The sequence below is a fragment of the Castellaniella sp. MT123 genome, assembly GCF_039614765.1.
GTDB lineage: Bacteria > Pseudomonadota > Gammaproteobacteria > Burkholderiales > Burkholderiaceae_B > Castellaniella.
Genome location: NZ_CP154879.1, coordinates 1,273,320 through 1,295,238 on the forward strand (window position 1 = coordinate 1,273,320; position 21,919 = coordinate 1,295,238).

General features: G+C 65.0%; 18 protein-coding genes and 1 riboswitch. Of the genes, 15 read left to right on the forward strand and 3 right to left on the reverse strand.

Annotated elements, in window-relative coordinates; all coding sequences use genetic code 11:
• Positions 1 to 51 precede the first annotated feature (51 nt).
• The 6 genes from glpK (at position 52) to gnd (ending at position 6,031) form a co-directional block, all read left to right on the forward strand.
• Positions 52 to 1,545 (forward strand): glycerol kinase GlpK, encoded by a 1,494-nt coding sequence (gene glpK / locus ABCV34_RS05865; protein WP_345798272.1) that lies wholly within the window; start codon positions 52 to 54, stop codon positions 1,543 to 1,545.
• Between the two features lie 122 nt (positions 1,546 to 1,667).
• A complete protein-coding gene (locus ABCV34_RS05870; RefSeq protein ID WP_345798273.1) occupies positions 1,668 to 2,138 on the forward strand; it encodes an NINE protein in 471 nt (156 codons plus the stop codon).
• 10 nt (positions 2,139 to 2,148) lie between these two features.
• Positions 2,149 to 2,904, forward strand: a complete 756-nt coding sequence (locus tag ABCV34_RS05875; protein ID WP_345798274.1) for a lipoate--protein ligase family protein — start codon at positions 2,149 to 2,151, stop codon at positions 2,902 to 2,904.
• Positions 2,905 to 2,974: 70 nt separating this feature from the next.
• The gene (gene panD, locus ABCV34_RS05880) at positions 2,975 to 3,388 is read left to right on the forward strand and encodes an aspartate 1-decarboxylase (RefSeq protein WP_345798275.1); all 414 of its coding nucleotides are present in this window, start codon (positions 2,975 to 2,977) and stop codon (positions 3,386 to 3,388) included.
• Between the two features lie 69 nt (positions 3,389 to 3,457).
• Positions 3,458 to 3,550, forward strand: a riboswitch (TPP riboswitch).
• Between the two features lie 53 nt (positions 3,551 to 3,603).
• Complete coding sequence (locus ABCV34_RS05885) at positions 3,604 to 4,947, forward strand: cytosine permease (protein WP_345798276.1); 1,344 nt, start codon at positions 3,604 to 3,606, stop codon at positions 4,945 to 4,947.
• 64 nt (positions 4,948 to 5,011) lie between these two features.
• A complete protein-coding gene (gene gnd, locus ABCV34_RS05890) occupies positions 5,012 to 6,031 on the forward strand; it encodes a phosphogluconate dehydrogenase (NAD(+)-dependent, decarboxylating) (RefSeq protein WP_345798277.1) in 1,020 nt (339 codons plus the stop codon).
• A 77-nt stretch (positions 6,032 to 6,108) separates the two neighbouring features.
• Here gnd and ABCV34_RS05895 read toward each other — a convergent pair whose 3' ends face one another.
• Positions 6,109 to 8,385, reverse strand: coding sequence for a nitric-oxide reductase large subunit (locus ABCV34_RS05895; protein ID WP_345798278.1), 2,277 nt, complete (start codon positions 8,383 to 8,385; stop codon positions 6,109 to 6,111).
• Positions 8,386 to 8,583: 198 nt separating this feature from the next.
• Here ABCV34_RS05895 and norR point away from each other — a divergent pair, with 198 nt between their 5' ends.
• The 3 genes from norR (at position 8,584) to ABCV34_RS05910 (ending at position 12,695) form a co-directional block, all read left to right on the forward strand.
• Positions 8,584 to 10,179, forward strand: coding sequence for a nitric oxide reductase transcriptional regulator NorR (gene norR, locus ABCV34_RS05900; RefSeq protein WP_345798279.1), 1,596 nt, complete (start codon positions 8,584 to 8,586; stop codon positions 10,177 to 10,179).
• A 143-nt stretch (positions 10,180 to 10,322) separates the two neighbouring features.
• Entirely contained in the window at positions 10,323 to 12,119 is a 1,797-nt protein-coding gene (locus ABCV34_RS05905) for an ABC transporter ATP-binding protein/permease (protein WP_345798280.1), read from the forward strand.
• Between the two features lie 189 nt (positions 12,120 to 12,308).
• Positions 12,309 to 12,695, forward strand: a complete 387-nt coding sequence (locus tag ABCV34_RS05910) for a SirB2 family protein (protein WP_345798281.1) — start codon at positions 12,309 to 12,311, stop codon at positions 12,693 to 12,695.
• Between the two features lie 30 nt (positions 12,696 to 12,725).
• Here ABCV34_RS05910 and ABCV34_RS05915 read toward each other — a convergent pair whose 3' ends face one another.
• Complete coding sequence (locus tag ABCV34_RS05915) at positions 12,726 to 13,793, reverse strand: YeiH family protein (protein ID WP_345798282.1); 1,068 nt, start codon at positions 13,791 to 13,793, stop codon at positions 12,726 to 12,728.
• A gap of 118 nt (positions 13,794 to 13,911) precedes the next feature.
• Here ABCV34_RS05915 and ABCV34_RS05920 point away from each other — a divergent pair, with 118 nt between their 5' ends.
• Together ABCV34_RS05920 and ABCV34_RS05925 are read left to right on the forward strand one after the other, a co-directional pair.
• Positions 13,912 to 14,811, forward strand: coding sequence for a LysR substrate-binding domain-containing protein (locus ABCV34_RS05920; RefSeq protein WP_345798283.1), 900 nt, complete (start codon positions 13,912 to 13,914; stop codon positions 14,809 to 14,811).
• On the forward strand, positions 14,798 to 15,982 hold the full coding sequence (locus ABCV34_RS05925; protein ID WP_345798284.1) for a patatin-like phospholipase family protein: 1,185 nt from the start codon (positions 14,798 to 14,800) through the stop codon (positions 15,980 to 15,982). Before ABCV34_RS05920 ends, ABCV34_RS05925 begins: the two co-directional genes overlap by 14 nt.
• Positions 15,983 to 15,997: 15 nt before the next feature.
• Here the strand turns inward: ABCV34_RS05925 and ABCV34_RS05930 are convergent, their stop codons facing one another.
• Positions 15,998 to 16,939 carry a DMT family transporter gene (locus ABCV34_RS05930; protein ID WP_345798285.1) on the reverse strand — a complete coding sequence of 314 codons (942 nt, stop codon included), beginning with the start codon at positions 16,937 to 16,939 and terminating at the stop codon, positions 15,998 to 16,000.
• 42 nt (positions 16,940 to 16,981) lie between these two features.
• Here ABCV34_RS05930 and ABCV34_RS05935 point away from each other — a divergent pair, with 42 nt between their 5' ends.
• The 4 genes from ABCV34_RS05935 to ABCV34_RS05950 all read left to right on the forward strand — a co-directional run bounded on the left by ABCV34_RS05935 (position 16,982) and on the right by ABCV34_RS05950 (position 21,915).
• A complete protein-coding gene (locus tag ABCV34_RS05935) occupies positions 16,982 to 17,533 on the forward strand; it encodes a MarR family transcriptional regulator (protein ID WP_345798286.1) in 552 nt (183 codons plus the stop codon).
• A 99-nt stretch (positions 17,534 to 17,632) separates the two neighbouring features.
• The gene (locus ABCV34_RS05940) at positions 17,633 to 19,093 is read left to right on the forward strand and encodes an efflux transporter outer membrane subunit (RefSeq protein ID WP_345798287.1); all 1,461 of its coding nucleotides are present in this window, start codon (positions 17,633 to 17,635) and stop codon (positions 19,091 to 19,093) included.
• Between the two features lie 12 nt (positions 19,094 to 19,105).
• Positions 19,106 to 20,308 (forward strand): HlyD family efflux transporter periplasmic adaptor subunit, encoded by a 1,203-nt coding sequence (locus tag ABCV34_RS05945; RefSeq protein WP_345798288.1) that lies wholly within the window; start codon positions 19,106 to 19,108, stop codon positions 20,306 to 20,308.
• Positions 20,305 to 21,915: a DHA2 family efflux MFS transporter permease subunit gene (locus tag ABCV34_RS05950; protein WP_345798289.1), complete on the forward strand. Its 1,611-nt coding sequence runs from the start codon at positions 20,305 to 20,307 to the stop codon at positions 21,913 to 21,915. The genes ABCV34_RS05945 and ABCV34_RS05950 overlap by 4 nt, the downstream gene beginning before the upstream one ends.
• Positions 21,916 to 21,919: the final 4 nt, after the last annotated feature.

Below are 21,919 nucleotides of genomic sequence, written 5' to 3' on the forward strand. Positions count from 1 at the left end.
GGGCCGGTATCATTTGTTCCACGCAAGAACATTCCTGTCGAGGATTCCTTCATGACTTACCTGCTCGCCCTGGATCAGGGCACTTCCAGCACCCGCGGGATCGTCTTCGACCGGATGGGTCGCATCGTGAGCCTGTCGCAGCGGGAATTCACCCAGCACTATCCGCAGCCGGGCTGGGTCGAACACGACCCGATGGAGATCTGGCACACACAGCGCGACACCCTGCGAGAAGCCCTGCACAGGGCCGGCATCTCCGCGCGCAACGTCAGCGCCATCGGCATCACCAATCAGCGCGAGACCACGGTGGTCTGGGACCGCCGCACGGGCGAACCCATCCACCGCGCCATCGTCTGGCAGGACCGCCGCGCCGAGCCCACCTGCGCCGAGCTGCGCCAGCAGGGGCTGGAAGCCACGATCCTGCAGCGCACGGGCCTGCGCGTCGACGCCTACTTTTCCGCCACCAAGCTGAAATGGATTCTGGATCACGTGCCTGGCGCACGCGCGCGCGCCCAGGCTGGTGAACTGCTGTTCGGCACGATCGACAGCTGGCTGATCTGGCAATTGACTGGCGGCCGGCATCATCTGACGGACGTCAGCAATGCGGCGCGCACCATGCTGATGGACGTACACCGCAACGCCTGGGACACGGAACTGCTGGACCGGCTGGACATCCCGGCCCGCATGATGCCCGGAATCCAGCCGTCCTCGGCGGACTTCGGCCTGACCTCGACAGAGATCCTGGGCCATACCGTTCCGATCCGCGGCGTGGCGGGCGACCAGCAGAGCGCCCTGTTTGGCCAGGCCTGCTTTCATCCCGGCATGGCGAAAAATACCTATGGCACCGGCTGCTTCATGCTGATGCACACCGGCGACCAGTTCCGGGTATCGGAGAACGGCCTGGTGACGACCAGTACCGCGCAGACGGACGCCAGGCCTACCTTCGCCCTGGAAGGCAGCGTTTTTGTCGGCGGCGCCGTGGTCCAGTGGCTGCGCGACGGCCTGCGCGCCTTCACGCGCAGCAGCGACATCGAGGAGATGGCCCGCAGCGTGCCCGATTCGGGCGGGGTCATGTTCGTACCCGCCTTCACCGGGTTGGGCGCCCCCTGGTGGGACCCACAAGCGCGGGGCACCATCACCGGTCTGACCCGCGGCACCACTATGGCGCACATCGCCCGAGCCGCGCTGGAGAGCATCGCCTACCAAAGCGCTGCTCTGCTGCAGGCCATGAGCCGCGACGCGCAGGCGGCCGGCACGACTGCGCTGCCAGCCTTGCGGGTGGACGGTGGCGCCTGCGTGAACGACTTGCTGATGCAGTTCCAGGCGGACCTGCTGGGCATCCCGATCCTGCGCCCGACCATGGTGGAAACCACAGCGCTGGGCGCCGCGTTCCTGGCAGGCCTGCACGCCGGCATTTACGCCGATCTGGACGAGCTGGAATCGCTGTGGCGCATCGAGCGCCAGTTCGACCCGGCGATGCCGCGCGACCAGGCGGCCGAATGTCTCGCCCGCTGGGACCACGCCATCCGCCAGGCCAGCGTGCGCTGATTCGCGGCAATCCCGATAGAATGACACAAGAACGCCCGACGTCCCGCACATGAACGGAATCATTCAACCGATCAGACGGGACACCCCTTGCAACCATCGGGCAGACTATTTGCAGGATTTCCATGCTGAAAAAACTGATCCTGATCATCGCGGTCTTCGTCGTCATCCTGCTGGCCCTGAGCTTCGGCGAGATCGCCTTTGGCCGGGTCTTCGTCTGGATCTCCAGCCTGACGGGCGTGCTGGTGCGCAATTTCAGCGAACTGTTCGCGGTGATTGCGTCCTACCTGCAGGCGCACACCGGCAAGGTTCTGCTGGCCATCCTGCTGACCGTGCCGGTCAGCCTGTGGATCCTCAGTTCTCACCGCGAGGCACTGGGCCGGCCATCGTCGCAGCGCCGCATCGCGATCGTCCTGGCTATCTTCCTGGGCTGGCTGGGCGCGCACCGCTTCTTCCTGGGGCAGATCGGCTGGGGCCTGGGCTATCTGGCGATCGCCTGGATCTTCGTGCCGCTGGCGGTGGTGCTAGGCCTGATCGACGCCATCCGCTACCTGTTCATGGACGACGAAACTTTCGCCGCCACACAGTTGTCCTGACCCCGGCTTGATGCCGTCTTCATTTCCCGCCCCCGCGCGCTACCGGCTGCTGGACCTGGATGCCGACGCAAGACAGGATCCGCTGGCCGACGAAGTGCTGCTCAGTCTGGCCACCGAGGGGCCGGTCGCGTGCCTCTGGCAGGCGGATCAGGGCCTGGTCGTCCCGCGCACCTACACGGCCCACCCCGGTTTTATCGCTGTCCAGAAAATATTCGCGGCCCGGGGATGGCCCGTCCACGTCAGGCAATCGGGCGGCGGCGTCGTGCCGCAAGGGCCCGGCATTCTGAACCTGAGCCTCGCATACACCGTCGCCGGACGGCCGCTGGATCATTCGGAAACGTTCTATCGGCACCTCTGCGGCATTATCGGCGCCGCACTGCTGTTCTTCGGTATCGACGCGCGGGCGCAGGCCGTCGAAGGCTCTTTCTGCGACGGCCGATACAATCTGGCGGTCGGGCAGCCGCCGCGCAAGATCGTCGGCACGGCTCAGGTCTGGCGGCGCATGCCCGGCCAATCTCCGGGGTGTCAGGTCGGGCTGGCGCATGCCTTGATCCTGGCCGATTGTGACCCGGCCACGATCACAGGCCAGGCCAATGCCCTGGAGGAAGCCCTGGGAACGCCGCGTCGCTACGCGGCCGACCGGATCGCTTCCCTGGGCAGCCTGCTGCCCGAAGCCAGCCGCGCGGCCTTTCTCACCGCCTTTCACGCACGCCTGCGGGACGTCCTGCTGGCCAGCCCGCCGATCGGGCCCGATCCGCACGACTGACGCCACAATCGATGCTGCACCGCAACGCGCTAAAATGCCGCCTGCTCAATTTCCGTTTTCTGGATACAACGTGAGAAAAATCGTCCGCGCCAAACTGCATGGCATCCGCGTCACCGGAGCCGACCTGGACTACCACGGCTCCATCACCCTGGATCCCGACCACTGCGAAGCCGCCGGCATCCTGCCGATGGAATTCGTGGATATCTGGAACAAGAATTCCGGCGCCCGCATCAGCACCTACGTCATCTACGGCGAGCGGGGTTCACGTTGTTGCATCCTGAATGGCGCGGCCGCCCGCACCTGCCAGCGCGGCGACGAAGTCATCATCGCCAATTCGGAATACATCCAGGAAGCCGAACTGGAGCACATCAAGCCGATCGTCCTGACCTTCCATCCGGACAACAGCGTGCGCGAACACCTGGGATATTCGGTCGGCCGCGACGCACAGGGCCGGCTGAGCTTCGAGATTGTGCACTTCGACTGAGCGGAACCGGAGCCGGCCTTGCCCATCGGACGGCCGACTCCTAAAATCACCCACGCCACACCCATTTTCGAGTCCCGCTAGGGGTGCCGCCACAGCGGCTGAGACAGTCCCTTCGAACCTGATTGAGATCATCCTCGCGCAGGAAAGCAGCTCGCCATGGCGACTGCTTTCCATCGCCCGCGCCTGCCCTCCTCGCCCAGACAGACAGGCGCACCATGAATCAGAACACTTCCCCATCCCGCCAACGCCCAGTCCGCGCGAACGCCGGTCGTCGTCCCGACGCCACCGGTTCCTCAGCGGGGACTCCCGGCATACCCGAGGTCGAACGGGTATTCGGCTGGCACGACCACATGGCCCTCTGGTTCAGCCTGGGGGTCGGCCTGCTGGTGATCCAGGTCGGCGCGTATCTGGCGCCCGCCCTGGGCACCCGTGGCGCGCTGATCGCGGTCATCGCCGGTTCAATCCTCGGCGCGGGCCTGCTGGCCTGGGTGGCCCGCCTGGGCTGCGACAGCGGCCTGTCCAGCGCCGGCCTGATCCACGCGGTCTATGGCCAGCGCTTCGCCCACCTGCCCGTCTTGCTGAACGTCGTGCAACTGCTCGGCTGGGCCACGTTCGAGCTGGTCATCATGCGCGACGGCACCCAGGCGATCGCGGAAAAGGCCTTCGGCGTGAACACCGGCCTGATCGTCCCGACGCTATTCTGGGGGCTGATCGTCCTGCTGCTGCTGCGCGGCTCCATGGTCACACTGGTGCGGCGCATCGTCAGCCGCATCGGCCTGCCGCTGGTGGTGCTGTCGCTCATCTGGCTGACGGTGCAGTTCGGCCTGAAGCTGGATGCGCCAGGCCTACGGGCACTCTGGCAGCGCACGGGCGATGGCAGCATGAATACCTTCCAGGCGCTGGACCTGGTCATCGCCATGCCGGTGTCCTGGCTGCCGCTGGTGGCGGACTACGCCCGACATGGCCGCAGCGGTCGCGGCGCACTGGGCGGCACCTGGTTGGGCTACACCATCGCCAACATCTGGTGTTACGCGCTGGGTGTGCTGGTCATCACCGTGACAGGCCCCGATGTGGACATGGTCAATGCCCTGCTGCTGGCCCAGGGTGGACTGCTGGCCCTGGGCCTGATCCTGATCGACGAACTGGACAACACCTACGGCGACCTGTATTCCGGATCCGTCTGCAGCCACAGCCTGCTACCCGCCTTTGGCCTGAAAACCTGGGGCACATTGCTGGCCGCGCTGTCGATCGCGCTGGCCATGGTGCTGCCGATGCACAGCCTGGAACCCTTCCTGCTGGCGCTCAGTTCCGTGTTCGTGCCGCTGTTTGGCACGATCCTTGGACGGCTGGGCATGCGGCCCGATCGCCTCACCGACACGCCGCGTGGTTTCCACGCGATCCCCGCGGGGATCTGGGTGCTGGGGATCGCCTGCTACCATTTCCTGGCACAATGGGCACCGGATTACGGCAGTGCACTTCCCACGCTGCTGTTGACATTCACTCTGGGCGCACTCACCGCCAGGAACGGCTTCCGGTCCGCTGAACCGGCCAGATCCTGAGCCCGCAACCGCGGGCAGCCCTGGCGGCCGAGGGCCCCTACAACATAGAAACAGGACACTCGCCATGCAAATCGGCATGATCGGACTGGGACGCATGGGCGCCAACATGACAACCCGGCTGCTGCGCGACGGCCACGACTGCGTCGTGCACGACCGGAATCCGGAAGCCATCGGCCGGCTGACCGCGCTCGGCGCCACCGAGGCCCACACCCTGGGGGAACTGGTATCGGCCCTGGCCGCGCCCCGCGCCATCTGGCTGATGGTGCCGGCCGGCACGGTCGATGCCGTGCTGGCCGACTTGACCCCGCTGCTGCAGGCCGGCGACATCCTGATCGACGGCGGTAATTCCCACTATCACGACGACTTGCGGCGCGCTGCGGCCTTACGGCCACTGGGCATCCACTACGTGGACGTCGGCACCAGCGGCGGCATCGCGGGCCTGGAACGTGGCTATTGCCTGATGGTGGGGGGCGACCAGGCGGTCGAACACCTGACCCCGATCTTTGCCACTCTGGCCCCCGGCGAGGGCACGCAGCCGCCCACCCCAGGCCGACAGCCCGGCGCAAGCACGGCGGACCAGGGCTGGCTGCATTGCGGCCCGCACGGCGCAGGCCATTTCGTCAAGATGGTGCACAACGGCATCGAGTACGGCATCATGGCCGCCTATGCCGAAGGCATGAACATCCTGCGTCATGCCGACATCGGGCGGCAGACACACGCCGCGACTGCCGAAACGACGCCGCTGCGCAATCCCGAACACTATCAGTACGACATGAACCTGCCCGATATCGCCGAACTCTGGCGGCACGGCAGTGTGATCAGTTCCTGGCTGCTCGACCTCACCGCCACGGCGCTGGCGAGCAACCCGGCCCTGTCCGGCTTCCAGGGCCGCGTATCGGATTCCGGCGAAGGCCGCTGGACCATCCAGGCAGCCATCGACGAGGCCGTGCCCACACCTGTCCTCAGTGCCGCACTGTATTCGCGTTTCGCCTCGCGCGGCGAGGACGACTTCGCCAACCGGGTGCTGTCCGCCATGCGCCAAGCCTTCGGCGGCCACGTCGAACTGCCGGACACGCAGGATTAAAAAAGCCCGCCTCAATCGAGGCGGGCTTGCTGTCCGGGGGCGCCGTTTCGGGCCCCCGGTCGCTGGAAGAAAAACGCTCAGGTGCGTTGCGCGGCCAGCTTGCCGTCGACCACCGGGGCGGCCTTCGCATCGAACAGAGCCGTCACGACCTGCCACATCACACCCAGGCCGCCGACGATGAAGACCACGTCGCCGAAGGTGCGGGTCCAGCGCAGGGTCCGCAGGATGTCCTGTTGCATGAAGGTCTCGCCGCGGGCCCACCAGGTGCCCTGGCTGACGCTGGCGTAGAACTGCATGACGCCGATTGGCAGCAGGCTCAGCGTGATCATCATCACCAGGCCGATATTCATGCACCAGAACGCCGTGTTCATCAGGCTGTTGTTGAAGCTCATGTTCGGGCGCAGATAGCGCAGAACGAACAGGACGAAGCCCAGGGCCAGGAAGCCATACACACCGAACAGGGCCGCGTGCGCATGCACCGCCGTGGTGTTCATGCCCTGGATGTAGTAGAGCGCGATCGGTGGGTTGACCATGAAGCCGAACACCCCGGCACCGATCATGTTCCAGAAAGACACGGCCAGGAAGAACTGCAGCGGCCAGCGCAGGTTTTCCATCCATGGGGCGCGGGACTTCAGGCGCCAGTTTTCCCAGGCTTCATACCCCAGCACGACCAGCGGCACGACTTCCAGAGCACTGAAGGATGCGCCAATCGCCATGATTGGCGTGGTGGTGCCCGAGAAATACAGGTGGTGCATGGTGCCCGGGGTGCCGCCCAGCATGAACAGCACGGCCGAGGCCAGGCTGGCGGTGGTGGCACCGCGCTTGGACACCAGACCCATGGTGGAGAAGATGAAGGCCAGTGCGGCAGTGGCGAACACTTCGAAGAAGCCTTCCACCCAAAGATGCACGACCCACCAGCGCCAGTATTCCATGATGGTGAGGTTGGTCCGTTGGCCGTAGACCAGACCGGCACCATAGAACAGGCCGATACAAATCACGGAAGCGGTGAACAGCGCCAGCAGGTTCTTGTCGCCCTTTTGCTTGAGCGCCGGCACGATGCCGCGCAGCATCAGAACCAGCCAGAACACGACACCCAGAAACTTGCCGATCTGCCAGACACGGCCCAGCTCTACATACTCATAGCCCTGGTGACCCAGCCAGAAGCTCCAGCTTTCGGGCATCAGGTGGGCGATGGCGGCAAAGTTGCCGGTGAACGAGCCCAGGACGACTACGACCAGCGCCCAGAACAGGATATCGACGCCCAGCTTCTGGTATTTGGGGTCTTTGCCGCCGTTGAGGATCGGAGCCACGAAAAGGCCGACCGCCAGGAAGCCGGTTGCGATCCAGAACAGTGCCGCCTGGATGTGCCAAGTACGCGTCAGCGAATAGGGCAGCCACTTGGACGCGTTGATGCCGTAGAAGGTCTGGCCTTCCACCGTGTAGTGCGCCGTGAAGCCGCCGATGAAAATCTGCGCCACGAACAAAGCCACCACCAGGAACAGGTACTTGCCCAGCGCGCGCTGCGAAGGCGTGAGCACCAGCTGCAGGATCGGATCACGCGCCGGCGCGGGGGCTTCTTCCTCTTCCTTGTGCATGAAGGCCCAGGCCCAGACCAGCAAGCCCACGCCCGCGATCAGGAGGATCACGCTCACGACCGACCAGATGACGTTCTCTGGGGTCGGCACGTTGTCGATCAGCGGCTCATGCGGCCAGTTGTTGGTATAGGTCGCTACGCTGTCGGGCCGATCCGTCCCGGCCGCCCAGGCGGTCCAGAAGAAGAAGTTTGCCAGACGTGCGCGATCTTCCGCGCTGGGCAACGTGCCTTCCTTCATGGCGAAGTGAACACGGCTTTCGTGCAGGGACGCGTCATCGCCGAACAATTTGTCGTAGTACGACGCGGTGTTCGCGATCGCCTGAGCGCGACGGTCGGACACCGTCACCACGCCGCTGGTCGCGTCATAGGTATTCTTGCGGTATTCGGCCTTCAGTTGACGCTGCAGGATGACCTGATTGTCCGCATCGAGCTGATCGTACTTGACACCGAACTTTTCCTGCGAGGCCAGATCCAGCCAGCCCGTCAATTCACGATGCAGCCAGTCCGCCGTCCAGTCCGGGGCTTGGTAGGCGCCGTGTCCCAGGATCGAGCCCAGGGTCATGCCACCGGCCGACTGCCAGGCAACCTGACCGTCCAGGATCTGGTCGTGGGTCATCAGAACCTTGCCATCCGCCGTCGCGACCTGGGCGGGGATCGGAGGCGCCTGATGATAGACCTCCTTGCCCATCCATCCCAGGACGCCAAACGCCACCACAAGAACGCCGATCAGCGTCCACCATAACTTCTTATACTCACCCATTCTGCGCTCCTTCTGCAGCCGCGAGAGGTTTTCAATGACCAGCGCCGAAGGGCGCCCCCTTTTTTCACTTCATGATTCTTCAAGCAATAAACGTGCCAGCTGAATGCGCTAGGGTAACTACTGATATAAATCAAATACGGTGATTTTTACCTTTCAATTCAGGGTATATTTAACCGTTCAATGGTAAAAAATACCTTTATGGAAACACAGCTTCTGACGGATCTGGCGACCGACCTGCCCGACGGCGTCCGGCTGCAACGCGCGGCCACGGCGATCCGACAGGCCTTCTCCTGCGATGCGGTGGGCCTGCTGATGCTCGACAGCAACGACACGCTGCATCTGGTGGCCGCCGCCGGCCTGGCGCACGAAGCGCTCGGCAGGCGCTTCGTCGTCGGGCAGCACCCACGGTTTGCCACCATCCTGTCACGGCGCGAACCCACCTGGTTCGACCCGGGTAGCGTGCTGCCCGACCCGTACGATGGCCTGCTGGACGACCGCAAGGGCTTGCCCCTGCCGGTGCACGACTGCATGGGTATGACGCTCTACCATCAGGACCGACCCTGGGGCATCATGACGCTCGACGCCCTGAACACCGGTATCTTCGACGAAGCGGCCCACACCCGGCTGCTGCGGCTGGGCCTGATCCTGCAGGCGGCCGTGCGCATGACCGACATGGAACGTGAGAACAGACAGTTACGCCAATTGGGCAGTTCGCAACAGGGGATCGAACGCATCGGCGAAGTCACGGAAATTCTGGGCCATAGCGAAGCCATCCAGTCCCTGCTGCACGAGCTGGACCTGGTCGCCGATTCGGACCTGCCCATCCTGCTGCTGGGGGAAACAGGCGTGGGCAAGGAACTCTTCGCGCGGCGACTTCACCGCCATTCGCGCCGCAGCCAGCAGACCATGATCCAGGTGAACTGCGCGGCGCTGCCCGAGTCCCTGGCCGAAAGCGAGCTTTTCGGCCACGTGAAAGGTGCCTTCTCGGGCGCCACATCGGACCGGCCCGGGCGCTTCGAAGCAGCCCAGGGCGGCACCTTGTTCCTGGACGAGGTGGGCGAACTGCCCCTGAGCCTGCAGGCCAAGCTCCTGCGGGTGCTGCAGAACGGCGAGATCCAGCGGCTGGGCACCGACCAGGTCATCAAGACCGACGTGCGCATCATCGCCGCCACGAACCGCGATCTGAAGGCCAACACGCAGGCGGGGCTCTTTCGGGCTGACCTGTACCACCGCCTGTCGGTCTACCCCATCCCCATTCCGCCGCTGCGCGAGCGCGACCGAGACATCCAGATCCTGGCCGGGCATTTCCTGGAGTTCAACCGCGCCCGTCTGGGGCTGCGTGGCGTGCGCCTGTCCTACGGCGCCGAACGAGCGCTGCAGCAGTACCCCTGGCCGGGCAACGTGCGCGAGCTGGAACACGTCATCAGCCGGGCAGCCCTGAAAATGCTCAGCCGAGGCGCGTCCCGGGACCAGGTCCTGACCATCGAAGCGGAGCTGCTGGATCTGGATATCGAGCCGCAGCCCGCGGCATTATCGAAAACCGGCGTGCCGCCTGGCGAATCGGCGCCCGGGGCGCTGGCCGGCGCGGATGCGGCGAACATGCCGCCATTGGATATCGAGAACATTCCCTTATTGCGCACCAGCGTGGACGCCTGCCAGCGCCAGGCGATCCGCCAGGCGCTGGTCGCGGCCGGCGACAACTGGGCCCAGGCCGCCCGCGCGCTGGGGCTGGACGCGAGCAACCTGCACAAGCTGGCGAAGCGGTTAGGGCTCAAGAACCGGATCGACGAGTGACCCACCAATCCACCCCATGTTAGAGATTCGCTGGGCAGCGTCCCCGATCCAGGAAACCTTTCCCCTGCGCAGCCATCCAACCTAAAATGCCCACGCACGGGCCCACGCTCAGCGGGCCGACCTTCTGCAAGGATCCCTAATCCATGTCATGGCAAGACATCCTGATCGAAAGCGGCCTGTGGCTGGCCAAGGCCTATGTCCTGACGGTACTGGCCGGCGTCATCACCGTCTGGGGCCTGAGACGCTACACCCGCTGGGGCGAGCAGTTCTGGCGCCTGAGCGCTGAATTTTTCTCGCCGCGCCGCAACTGGCGACCACTGGCCGGCGTCGCACTGATCCTGCTGCTGACACTGGCCGCCGTGCGTCTGGATGTGCTGTTTTCCAACTGGTACAACGCCATGTACAGCGCGCTGCAGGCGCTGAACGCCCCCGGCTTCTGGGCCGCCATGCTGCTGTTCGCGCTGTTGGCGGCGGTGCACGTGGTGCGGTCCCTGTTCGACTTCTACGTCCAGCAGGCTTTCGTCGTGCACTGGCGGGAATGGCTCAATGAGCGTCTGCTGAAGAACTGGATGGACCAGCAGGCGTACTACCGCTCGCAATCGCTCAGTCACCTGGCCGACAACCCGGACCAGCGGATCCAGCAGGACATCACCAGTTTCGCCACCAACTCGATGACCCTGGCGGTGGGGCTCATCAACGCCTCGGTGTCCACCATCGCCTTCACGGCCATCCTCTGGCACCTGTCGGGCCCCATGACCGTGTTCGGATACGAGATCCCGCGCGCCATGGTGTTCCTGGTCTTCATCTATGTCTTCATCGCGACGCTGCTGGCCATCTGGATCGGCAAGCCGCTGATCCGCCTGAACTTCCTGAACGAAAAGCTGAACGCCGATTACCGTTACGCCCTGGTGCGCGTGCGCGAATACGCCGAGAGCATCGCCTTCTACCGCGGTGAACGCGTCGAGGGCAATACCCTGCGGAACTGGTTCGCGGCCGTCATCGGCAACGCCTGGGACATCATCTACCGGTCCCTGAAATTCCTGGGCTTCAACTTCGTCGTCACCCAGACGGCGGTTGTCTTTCCCTTCATCATCCAGGCCGCGCGGTTCTTTTCCAAGCAGATCAGTCTGGGCGACCTGATTCAGACCGCCCAGGCCTTCGGCCAACTGCAGACCAACCTGTCGTTCTTCCGGAACGTGTACGACAGTTTCGCCAGCTATCGCGCCACCCTGGACCGTCTGAACGGTTTCAACGAAACCATTGACCGCGCCCGGGACATGGTCCTGCCGCATTCCCGTCAGGACGGCGGGCGCCTGGCCCTGCAAGGGGTTACCGTCCGCCGCCCCGACGGCTACGCCTTGTTGAAGGATCTGGACATGGAGGTCATCCCCGAGCGCCCGGTGCTGGTGCGCGGCCCCTCCGGGGCGGGCAAAACGACCCTGCTGCGCATGATCGCCGGCATCTGGCCCTATGGCTCGGGCGAGATCATCCGCCCGGAGTCCGCATCCCTGTTCCTGGCGCAGAAACCCTATCTGCCACTGGGAACACTACGCGAGGCACTGCATTATCCAGCCCCCGTCGATCAGGTCCCTCCCGGGCAGGACGAAGCCATTCTGGATCTGGTGCACCTGGGCCATCTGCATGACAAGCTCGATGTGCAGGACGACTGGAGCCGGATCCTGTCGCTCGGCGAACAGCAACGCCTGGGATTCGGCCGCCTGCTGATCGCACGCCCGGATGCGGCGTTCCTGGACGAAGCGACATCGGCGATGGACGAGGGCCTGGAGGACGCCATGTACCGCCTGCTGCGCGAACAACTGCCGGCAACCCGCATCGTCAGCGTGGGCCATCGCAGCACGCTGCGCCGCCACCATGGTGCCGAGCTGGTGCTGCAGGGCGAAGGCGGTGGCTGGCGGTTATCACCCATCGCGGCCAGCTGATTCGTCACGCCCCTCGGTCCGCCCAAGGCGATTCAACGTCCCCGCCCTTGGCAAACCGAGGTATGGAACAAGGGTATACCCGTGTTCCGCGCCCTGGATGGATTACACTGGGCGCGGCCCGGATACCCGTGCGCCCGCCATCGGACCGGTCATCCGGCCATTCCCACAATTCCCCTCGCCGTCAAACCCATGTACGAATACTATCTGCCCATCAAGCACCTGCACATGACGGCTGTCGGGCTCAGCATCACCCTGTTCGTCATCCGCGCCTACTGGTCGGTGACCGGGTCCGGCCTGCTGCAGCACAAACTGGTGCGCATCCTGCCGCACGTCGTCGATACGGTGCTGCTGACCTGCGGCATGATACTGGCGGCAATGATCGGCCCCAACCAGCCCTGGATCCTGACCAAGATCGTGCTGCTGATCGCCTATATCGGCGTGGGCACGGTCGCCATCAAGCGCGGCCACACGACGCGCGGGCGGCTGACCGCCGCCCTGATCGCCGTGCTGATCTTCGTCTACATCATCGGTGTGGCGATCACCAAGGATTCCGGTTCCTGGTTCTCGATGCTGTAAGAACCCGATTTTGACCCAGGCTGCGCTTTTTCACAGGCTGCCCATCAGGGACTGAACCCCCAGGCTGCTGACCGACACCGCCGCCCAGACCCCCAACCCCAGAAGGATCGGGCGGGCACCCGCCAGTGCCATGCGGCGTAAATCCGACGACAGGCCGATCGCAGTCAGCGCCATGATGATCAGGAACTGCGACCCCAGGTGCAGTGGTTCCAGCAGGAACGTCGGCACCAGATCCAGTGTGCGGATACCGGATGCCACCAGAAACCACAGGATGAACCAGGGGAAGATCCGCGCCAGCGACACCCGGGTTTCCGCATGGCGGGCGCGCCAGGCCGTCCACAGCGCCAACCCGATGCAGACCGGGATGATCAGGGTGGCACGTGTCAGCTTCACGATCGTGGCGATGTCGCCCGCCGCGGTACTGTAGCTGTAGCCCGCCGCTACGACGGACGACGTGTCATTGATCGCCGTGCCGGCCCACAGACCGAAACCCGAGTCGCTCAGGCCCATCCAGTGGCCCAGCGGCGGAAACACCAGCACCGCGACCACATTGAACAGGAAGATGGTGGAAATCGCCAGCGCGGTGTCGTGATCGTCCGGCTTGATGATGGGGGCCGCAGCGGCGATGGCCGAGCCCCCGCAGATGGCGGTCCCCACGCCGATCAGCGTGCGCAGATGCCCATCGAGCCCCAACCAGCGCCCCAGCAGCCAGGCCGAGACGAACGCCACGGTCAGCGTCACCAGCGTCACGGCCAGCGACGAGGCCCCTGTCTGCACCACCTGCCCCAGGCTCAGCCCGAACCCCAGGCCGATGATCGACCATTTGAGGACCTGGCGGCTGCTGTAAGTGATGCCCGGCACGAATACCGGCGAAACACCCAGCAGATTGCGCCATAGCATTCCCAAGACGATTCCCATGACGGGCCCGCCGATCAGCGGCAGCCAATGCCCCAGTTCCCAGGCCACCACGCCCAGGCCGGCAGCCAGCAGCACGCCATACCAACGTGAGGGCGCGCGCGGCGGATTATCCAGCCCGGAACGGGCGTCCATGCGGCCCTGGGCCGGCAAAGGATGGGGAACGGCGGAGATCGGCAACATAGAGAACAGCAAGAGGTGAATCGGATCACAGGCATTCTAGTGATGCGCAGCCGATCAATAAATTCAATAATGATGAGTGTTAGTATCAATAAAATTGAATCATTGAGGCATTCATCCTATGCTCGGTCTCAGCATCCGCCAGCTTGAAGTCTTCCACGCCGTCGCCTCGACCGGCAGCGTGCGCCGCGCCGCCGAGCAGTTGTCCCTGACGCAACCAGCCGTCAGCATGGCGCTGAGCGAACTGGAACGACAGCTGGGCAGCACCCTGTTCGACCGCGAGCGCGGCCGCCTGCACCTGAACGCCCAGGGCGCCGAACAGCTGCCCCGCGCCCGCGAGATCCTGGAGCGGCTGCAGGACATTCAGCGCCAACACCCGGACGCCCAGGGCGCCCTGAGCGGCGAACTGCGCATCGGCGCCAGCAACACGGTGGGCAACTACCTGGTCGGGGAACTGCTGGGTCCCATCGTCGCCCGGCACCCCCAGGTGGCGCTGCGCCTGACCGTGGACAATACCCGCGCCATCACGGGCATGCTGCTCGATCACACGATCGACGTGGCCTGCGTCGAAGGGCCGGTGCACCATGCCCAGCTGGAAACACGGCCCTGGCGCAGCGACGCGTTGGTGGTCTGCGCCGCACCTTCCCATCCGCTGGCCCGGTTGCCCCGGCTACGGATCCAGGATTTCGCGGGTGCCCACTGGATCCTGCGCGAGCGCGGCTCGGCCACGCGCAGCCTCAGCGAACAGGCGCTGACCGCGCTGCCGCCTGGCCGCATTCTGCTCGAACTGGGTCAGATCGAAGCCATCAAGCAGGCGGTCATCGCCGGTCTGGGGATCGCCTGCCTGCCCTACGCCGCGACCCTGGACGCCGTGGCCACCGGCCGGCTCCGGGTGCTGCGCACACCCTTTCTGAATCTGGACCGGCGCCTGTCCATCGTGCTGCACCGCAGCCGATATCGCGGTACGCTGATCGAAGCGTTCCTGCATTCCCTGGAGGCCGACCCCCATGCCCAAGACTGAATCCCGTATCCAGGCTGCTCTCCAAGCCTACGACGTCCGCGCTCTGGTGCTGCAAGGCGGCGGCGCGCTTGGCGCCTATCAGGCCGGTGTCTTCGAGGGGCTCAATGAAGCCGGCATCAACCTGACGGACCTGGCCGGCATCTCCATCGGTGCACTGAACGTAGCCATCATCGCCGGCAATCCGCTCGAAAAGCGGGTGGAACGCCTGCACGAATTCTGGGACACGATCTGCCAACCCTATGCCGGCCCCGGCTCCAATGCCCTGATGGAGCAAAGCCTCTTTCAGGTCAACGATCTGGCCCGTCAATTCCTGGGCACCGTCCACGCCAGCAGCGCGGTGATGCTCGGGCAGAAAGGCTTCTTTCATCCCCGCTTTCCACCCGCTGTCCTGTCGCCCACACTGGACCCGACCTGCGTCGGCCACTATGACACGCGCCCCCTGAAGGACACGCTGGAGGCTCTCTGCGACTTCGACCGCATCAACGACAGCGGGCTGCATGTCTCGGTCGGCGCCGTGAACGTGCGCACGGGCAATTTTGTCTATTTCGACAATCGCAAGATCCGCCTGCGGGCCGAACACTTCATGGCCTCCGGCGCGCTGCCCCCGGCCTTCCCGGCCATCGAGATCGACGGTGAGTATTATTGGGACGGCGGACTGGTGTCCAACACGCCGCTGTCCAAGGTTCTGCAGCAATGTCCGGAACGCGACACCCTGGTGTTTCAAGTGGACCTGTGGTCGGCGTGCGGCCCGGCGCCCCGCAGCATGAGCGAAGTAGGCGACCGCGTCCAGGACATCCGGTATTCCAGCCGGACCCGGTTTGTCACCGACGAAATGCGCGCCCACCGGAAGATGCAGCGGCTGCTGCGCCAGGTCTTGGATCAGGTCCCGGCCGAATTGCGCGAGAGCGACCCGGCATGCCGGCAGGCAGAGGGGCTGGCCTGCAGCGCGCGCAGTAACGTGATCCACCTGATCTACCGCGACAAGCCCTACGAGCAGCATTTCCGCGATTTCCAGTTTGGCCCGGCGACGATGCGCGAACATTGGGCGACCGGACTGCAGGACATCCGCAAGACGCTGGCGCATCCACATTACCTGTCGATGCCTGACAACGCGGCCGGGTTCGTGACGCACGACGTGCACCGCGACGAAGCCGAAGAAAGCATGCAGTGATGTGTAGCGGGATGCTCAGGCCTCGGACAATCTGGGTTGGGCGGACGTCTTCGGGCGCCGGCCCAGCACCACGGCGGCGGCAGCCACCAGAACGGTACCGGCCACCTGCGGCAGGGTGATGGGCTCGCCCAGGAACGCCCAGGCCAAAAACAGAATCGAAACGGGCCCCAGCAGCCCCAACTGGGCCGTCAAAGGCGCCCCGATGCGCGCCACCGACCACATGATCATGAAGGTCGGCAACACGGTATTAAGCGTCGCATGGATCAGGGACAGGCCATAGACCGGCCAGGCCTGATCCAGGCCGGCAACGCCCTTGACCATGAAAAAATGCGCCATGGTCACCCCGGTGGATACCGTCATGGCATAGGCGACCAGCCGCGTCGCGGTCACCCGCTCGATCAATTCGCCCGAACCGATCAGGTACAGCGCGTAGGAAAAGGCCGCGCCCAGCACGCAGGCGGACCCCAGAACGACATGCTCGCCCGCCACCGACAGATCGTCCCAGAACACCAGGGCCACGCCGCCATAGGCCAGGGCCATGGCCAGCCACTGACGCGGCGCGATCGGCTTGCCCAGAAACCAGGCCGAGATCAGCAGCACGAAAGTCGGCGCCAGAAACAGAATCAGGCGCTCGAGCCCGGCGGAAATGTACTGCAGCCCGAGAAAATCCAGGAAACTGGACAGGTAATAGCCGATCACCCCCAGGATGACCACGCGGACACTGTCGCGCCAGCCCAGGCGCGGCAACAGCCCCCGGCGCGCCCGCAACGCCTGGTGCCATGCGATCGCGGCAAAGAACGGCAGCGCCAGCAGCATGCGAAAGCCAATGACGTCCAGCGCGTCCACGCCGTGCAGATACAGCAGTTTGGCAACGATGGCCTTGGCCGAAAATAGTACCGCCCCCAGCCCGGCCAGCAGAAATCCGGTCCAGAACATGCGCCGTGAAATTTCCGCCATTATTAGTTGCCTAGTCAGTTATTGATGGCGTAGAATTTTATCATGCAAGAACCTTCCTCCCAGCATCCCGAAAACCCGGACCCCATATCGGCTCGCGCCTCATCCGGCTGTTTTTACAGCGACAGCCCCGGCGAACTAACGGCGGACCGCAATGTCGGCCTGCTCATACGGCACCTGCACGTCTTGCTGCACCGGGTCCTCGACCTGCGCACCCAGCCAATGGGGCTGACGGCGAACCAATGGCGTCCGCTACTGCTGATCCAGCACAAAGGCATCGACACGCCCGCCGAACTGGCGCGCGCCATCAACGTGGACAGTGGGGCCATCACCCGCATGCTGGACCGCCTGGAGGCCAAGGGCTTCCTGCGCCGCGAACGCATTCCCGAGGACCGCCGGGTCGTGAAGGTCGTGCTCACAGATGCGGGACATGCGCTGACCGATCAGATCATGCCCATCATCGCCGATGTCCTGAATCAGCAGCTTCAGGGATTTTCCGAAGACGAGATCCGCATGCTGCTGGCTTTGCTCAAGCGCATGATCGCCAACGGAGAAAACACCCTGCGGCAAGCCAGCGGTTCCGTCTCCGCCGACTGAAGCCCGGAACGCTCCCCGACGATGAAGCCGGATACATCCCACATTACAATTGCCTAGTCAGATATAGACTCGATCAACTACTTTCAGTTTTCTGTCAGCATGAAACCTTTCATCCCCCTGCTGCTGGTTCTGTCCCTGTCGGCCTGCGCGCCCATGGATCCGGGCGCACCCGCCGTACAGACACTCACCGGCACCCAACTCGACCTGCACGGCGATCAGGCCGTGGCCTGGCCCCAGGGTCACTGGTGGACGCGATACCAGGATTCGCAACTGGACGGGCTGATCGACCAGGCCTTGCTGGCCAATCCCTCGCTTCAGGTGGCGACCGCCCGCGTACAGGCCGCGCAAGCGGCAGCCAAAGGCGCACGGGCCTTGCAGTGGCCACAGGTGAACGCCAATTTCCACGCGACCCGCGGGCTCTATAGCGAGAATTACATCTACCCGCCCCCAATGGGCGGTTCCTACCAGACCGACGCCGGGCTGGGACTGCAGATGGACTTCAACCTGGATCTGTGGGGCAAGCAGCGGGCACTCGCCCAGGCGGCGGGTGAACGGGCCGTGGCGGCGCAGGCGATGCGCCAGCAGGCGCGTGTACTGCTGGTGTCCGCCGTGGCCCAGGCCTATTTCCAGCTGCAGGACGCCCTGGCCCAGGCCCAGGCCATCGAAGACATCGTCGGCAAGCTGCAGGAAGCCCTGAACATCACCCGCGACCGCTACAAGAATGGCCTGGGTATCCAGGTCGACGTCGATCAGGCGGATTCGGCCGTCTCCTCGGCCCAGGTCCAGCTCAGCCAGGCGCGCAACAACGTCCAGCTGCTGCACCACCAACTGAGCGCCCTGCTGGGGAAATCCCCGGAACAGTTGCCGGCAATCCAGGCCCGCACGCATCAGGGGCTGCCCGCCAGCGTGCCGGCGCACATGCCCATGGCGCTGCTGGGCCGGCGAGCCGACATCGTGGCGGCCCGCCTGCAGGCTGAAGCCGCTGGCGCCGAAGTCTCGGCCGCCAAGGCGGACTTCCTGCCCAATGTGGATCTGTCGGCCGCGGCGAGCTATCTGTCCCTGGGCCTGGACAAACTCATTCGCAGCAGCAGCGAAAACACCAGCGTCGGCCCCGTCATCACGCTGCCCATCTTCAACGCCGGCGCGCTCAATGCCAGACTCAGCGGGCAGCGGGCCGCGCGCGACATCGCCATTGCCCAGTACAACGAAACCGTGCTGGGGGCGATCCGCGAAGTCGCCGACGCCAGTGCCTCGATCCACTCGCTGCACGAGCAGATCGGCCACCAGGAAGCCAGCCTTAAGGCCATCACCTCGGCCTACGACGTGGCACTGGATCGCTACAAGGCCGGCCTGGGAAATTTCGTGCAGGTGCTGCTGGCCCAGAGCGAAGCCCTGAAGCAGACGGTCCAGACTACGGATCTGCATGCCCGCGCCTACATCCTGGATGTCCAGCTGGCGACGGCGCTGGGCGGCGGCTATATCGAACCCGCTTCAGCCTCCGCCACACCGTCTTCCGCCCCATCCTCGCCCAGCCAGACGACCCCGACTTCCACCGACTGAACCCGATATATCATGACTGCAACCAGTTCCGCCCCACAATCCGCGCGCAAACGTCTGCTCCTGGGCGCGACCGCTGTCTTCATCCTGATCGCCGTGCTTTACGGCATCTGGTGGGCGATCTTCGCCTCGCACTACGAATCGACGGATGATGCCTACGTCCATGGCAACCTGGTGTCCGTCAGTGCCCAGATTCCGGGCACCGTGGTGAGCATCGGCGCCGATGACACCCAGACGGTCACCCAGGGTGCGCACCTGATCACCCTGGACGGCAGCGACACCGAAATCGCCCTGGCTCAGGCCGAGGCCGCCCTGGCACAGACCGTGCGCCATACCCAGACCCTGTTCGTGCAGAACGATACCCTGGCCGCCGACGTTGCCGTGGGCGAAGCCAACGTCGAGCAAGCCGACACTCTGCTGCACAAGGCCCAGAACGATCTGCAGCGGCGCAACGCCCTGCGCGGCTCGGGCGGGGTCAGCGGCGAAGAGCTGCTGCATGCCCAGGTCGCCGTGAAGTCCGCCCAGGCCAGCCTGGCGCAGGCGCGGGCCGGTCTGGCGGCCTCCAAGGCCAAGCTGGCGACCAATCAGGCCCTGACCCGTGGCAGCACCGTCGCCACGCATCCCGACGTCCTGCAGGCCGCCGACCGGGTCCGTCAAGCCTGGCTGGCCCAGGAACGCATCCGCGTGCCGGCCCCTGTGACAGGCATGGTGGCCCAGCGGTCCGTGCAACTGGGGCAGCGCATCCAGCCCGGCACGCCGCTGATGACGATCGTGCCGCTGAATTCCCTGTGGGTGGAAGCCAACTTCAAGGAAAACCAACTGCACGCCATGAAGCCAGGCCAGAAGGTCTCCCTGGTTTCGGACCTGTATGGTAGCGACGTCACCTACCACGGCACTGTGGTGGGGGTATCGGCCGGCAGCGGCAGCGCCTTCGCCCTGCTGCCCGCGCAAAACGCCAGCGGCAACTGGATCAAGGTCATCCAGCGTGTGCCGGTGCGCATCGAGCTAGATCCGAAGGAACTGCAGGAACACCCGCTGCGCGTCGGCCTGTCCATGACGGTGGACGTCGATCTGTCCAGCACGCCGAAACAATCCCCGAACCAGTTCGCCGCACAGAGCACCGACAAGCCGGTCCTGAGCACACCGGTCTACGATCATGACCCCGCCCAGGTCGATGCCGCGATCAAGCGGATCATCCAGGACAACCTGGCATCATGAGCGCTACCCTCGCCCAGGCCGACGACGCGGCGCTCCCTGCCGCGCCCCCGGGCCGCCCCCCCGAAGGCGGCCACCCGCCGCTGGAAGGCAGCGCCCGCGCCTTCGGCACGATCGCCCTGTCGGCCGCCGTGTTCATGAATGTCCTGGATTCGTCCATCGCCAACGTGTCGATCCCGACCATCGCCGGCGACCTGGGCGTCAGCACCACCCAGGGCACCTGGGTGATCACGTCCTTTGCCGTGGCCAACGCCATCACGGTCCCCCTGACCGGATGGCTGACCCAGCGCTTCGGCCAGGTGCGCCTGTTCGTCCTCGCCACGCTGCTGTTCGTGCTCAGTTCCTGGCTGTGCGGCTTTGCCTGGTCGTTCGAATCCTTGGTGTTCTTCCGCGTGCTGCAAGGCGCGGTCGCCGGGCCGATGATCCCGCTATCCCAGGCCCTGATGCTCTCGAGCTATCCACGAGCCAAGGCAGGCATGGCGCTGGCCCTCTGGTCCATGACCATCCTGGTCGGCCCCATCGCCGGGCCGCTGCTGGGTGGCTGGATTTCGGACAATTATTCCTGGTCCTGGATCTTCTACATCAACATCCCGATAGGCCTGGTCGCCGCCTGGGCGTCCTGGCAGGTCTATAAATCCCGCGACTCCCTGCGCACCCATCGGCCCATCGACCGCATGGGGCTTTTCCTGCTGGTCCTCTGGGTCGGCGCCCTGCAGGTGATGCTGGACAAGGGCAAGGATCTGGACTGGTTTGCCAGCCCGCTGATCTGCATCCTGGCCGTCGTGTCAGTCGTGGCCCTCATCTATTTCGTGATCTGGGAACTGACCGCCGCCCACCCGGTCGTCGACCTGACCCTGTTCATGCAGCGCAATTTCACGGCCGGCACGGTCTCCCTGTCGATCGCCTATGGGGTCTTTTTCGGCACGGTGGTGCTGTTGCCCCTGTGGCTGCAGAACACCATGGGCTACACGGCCACCTGGGCCGGCGTGGCGGCGGCGCCCGTCGGCATCCTGGCCATCATCATGTCGCCCATCGTGGGCCAGCTGCTGGCCCGCAACGACCCACGCCGGATCGCCACGTTCGCCTTCCTGATCTTTTCCCTGATCAGTTACATGCGGGCGCAGTACAACACCAACGTCGACCTGTTCGGCGTCATGCTGCCCACCTTCATCCAGGGCGCGGCCATGGCCACGTTCTTCATCCCGTTGACGACGATCTCGCTGTCCGGCCTGCGACCCGACCGGATCCCGGCCGCCGCCGGGCTGACCAACTTCGTCCGGCTGGTGTGCGGGGCATTCGGCACCTCGATCACGACCACGCTGTGGGACAACCGCGCCATCATGCACCACGCGCGCCTGACGGAAGTCGCCCGCCCTGGCGAACCGGCCTTCGACCACATCATGGGTGGTCTGCGGAACCTGGGGGTCGACCCGCTGCATGGCGCAGCCATGCTGGACCAGGTCATCAATCAGCAAGCCTACACCATGTCGGCGACCGACTTCTTCTACGCCTCGGCCCTGATCTTCCTGATCCTGATCGGGCTTATCTGGCTGGCGCGTCCGAAGACGGCGGATCACGGCGGCGGAAGTGCGGCGGCGGGGGCGCACTGAGGCT

Excerpts from the sequence above, each read along its gene's own strand:
- ABCV34_RS05910 (WP_345798281.1), top strand. The coding sequence starts at position 12,309 with ATGTACGAATACTATCTGCCCATCAAGCACCTGCACATGACGGCTGTC.
- ABCV34_RS05940 (WP_345798287.1), top strand. The coding sequence starts at position 17,633 with ATGAAACCTTTCATCCCCCTGCTGCTGGTTCTGTCCCTGTCGGCCTGC.
- ABCV34_RS05925 (WP_345798284.1), top strand. The coding sequence starts at position 14,798 with ATGCCCAAGACTGAATCCCGTATCCAGGCTGCTCTCCAAGCCTACGAC.
- glpK (WP_345798272.1), top strand. The coding sequence starts at position 52 with ATGACTTACCTGCTCGCCCTGGATCAGGGCACTTCCAGCACCCGCGGG.
- ABCV34_RS05920 (WP_345798283.1), top strand. The coding sequence starts at position 13,912 with ATGCTCGGTCTCAGCATCCGCCAGCTTGAAGTCTTCCACGCCGTCGCC.
- norR (WP_345798279.1), top strand. The coding sequence starts at position 8,584 with ATGGAAACACAGCTTCTGACGGATCTGGCGACCGACCTGCCCGACGGC.
- ABCV34_RS05935 (WP_345798286.1), top strand. The coding sequence starts at position 16,982 with ATGCAAGAACCTTCCTCCCAGCATCCCGAAAACCCGGACCCCATATCG.
- ABCV34_RS05950 (WP_345798289.1), top strand. The coding sequence starts at position 20,305 with ATGAGCGCTACCCTCGCCCAGGCCGACGACGCGGCGCTCCCTGCCGCG.
- gnd (WP_345798277.1), top strand. The coding sequence starts at position 5,012 with ATGCAAATCGGCATGATCGGACTGGGACGCATGGGCGCCAACATGACA.
- ABCV34_RS05885 (WP_345798276.1), top strand. The coding sequence starts at position 3,604 with ATGAATCAGAACACTTCCCCATCCCGCCAACGCCCAGTCCGCGCGAAC.
- ABCV34_RS05875 (WP_345798274.1), top strand. The coding sequence starts at position 2,149 with ATGCCGTCTTCATTTCCCGCCCCCGCGCGCTACCGGCTGCTGGACCTG.
- ABCV34_RS05915 (WP_345798282.1), bottom strand. The coding sequence starts at position 13,793 with ATGTTGCCGATCTCCGCCGTTCCCCATCCTTTGCCGGCCCAGGGCCGC.
- ABCV34_RS05870 (WP_345798273.1), top strand. The coding sequence starts at position 1,668 with ATGCTGAAAAAACTGATCCTGATCATCGCGGTCTTCGTCGTCATCCTG.
- ABCV34_RS05945 (WP_345798288.1), top strand. The coding sequence starts at position 19,106 with ATGACTGCAACCAGTTCCGCCCCACAATCCGCGCGCAAACGTCTGCTC.
- ABCV34_RS05930 (WP_345798285.1), bottom strand. The coding sequence starts at position 16,939 with ATGGCGGAAATTTCACGGCGCATGTTCTGGACCGGATTTCTGCTGGCC.
- ABCV34_RS05905 (WP_345798280.1), top strand. The coding sequence starts at position 10,323 with ATGTCATGGCAAGACATCCTGATCGAAAGCGGCCTGTGGCTGGCCAAG.
- ABCV34_RS05895 (WP_345798278.1), bottom strand. The coding sequence starts at position 8,385 with ATGGGTGAGTATAAGAAGTTATGGTGGACGCTGATCGGCGTTCTTGTG.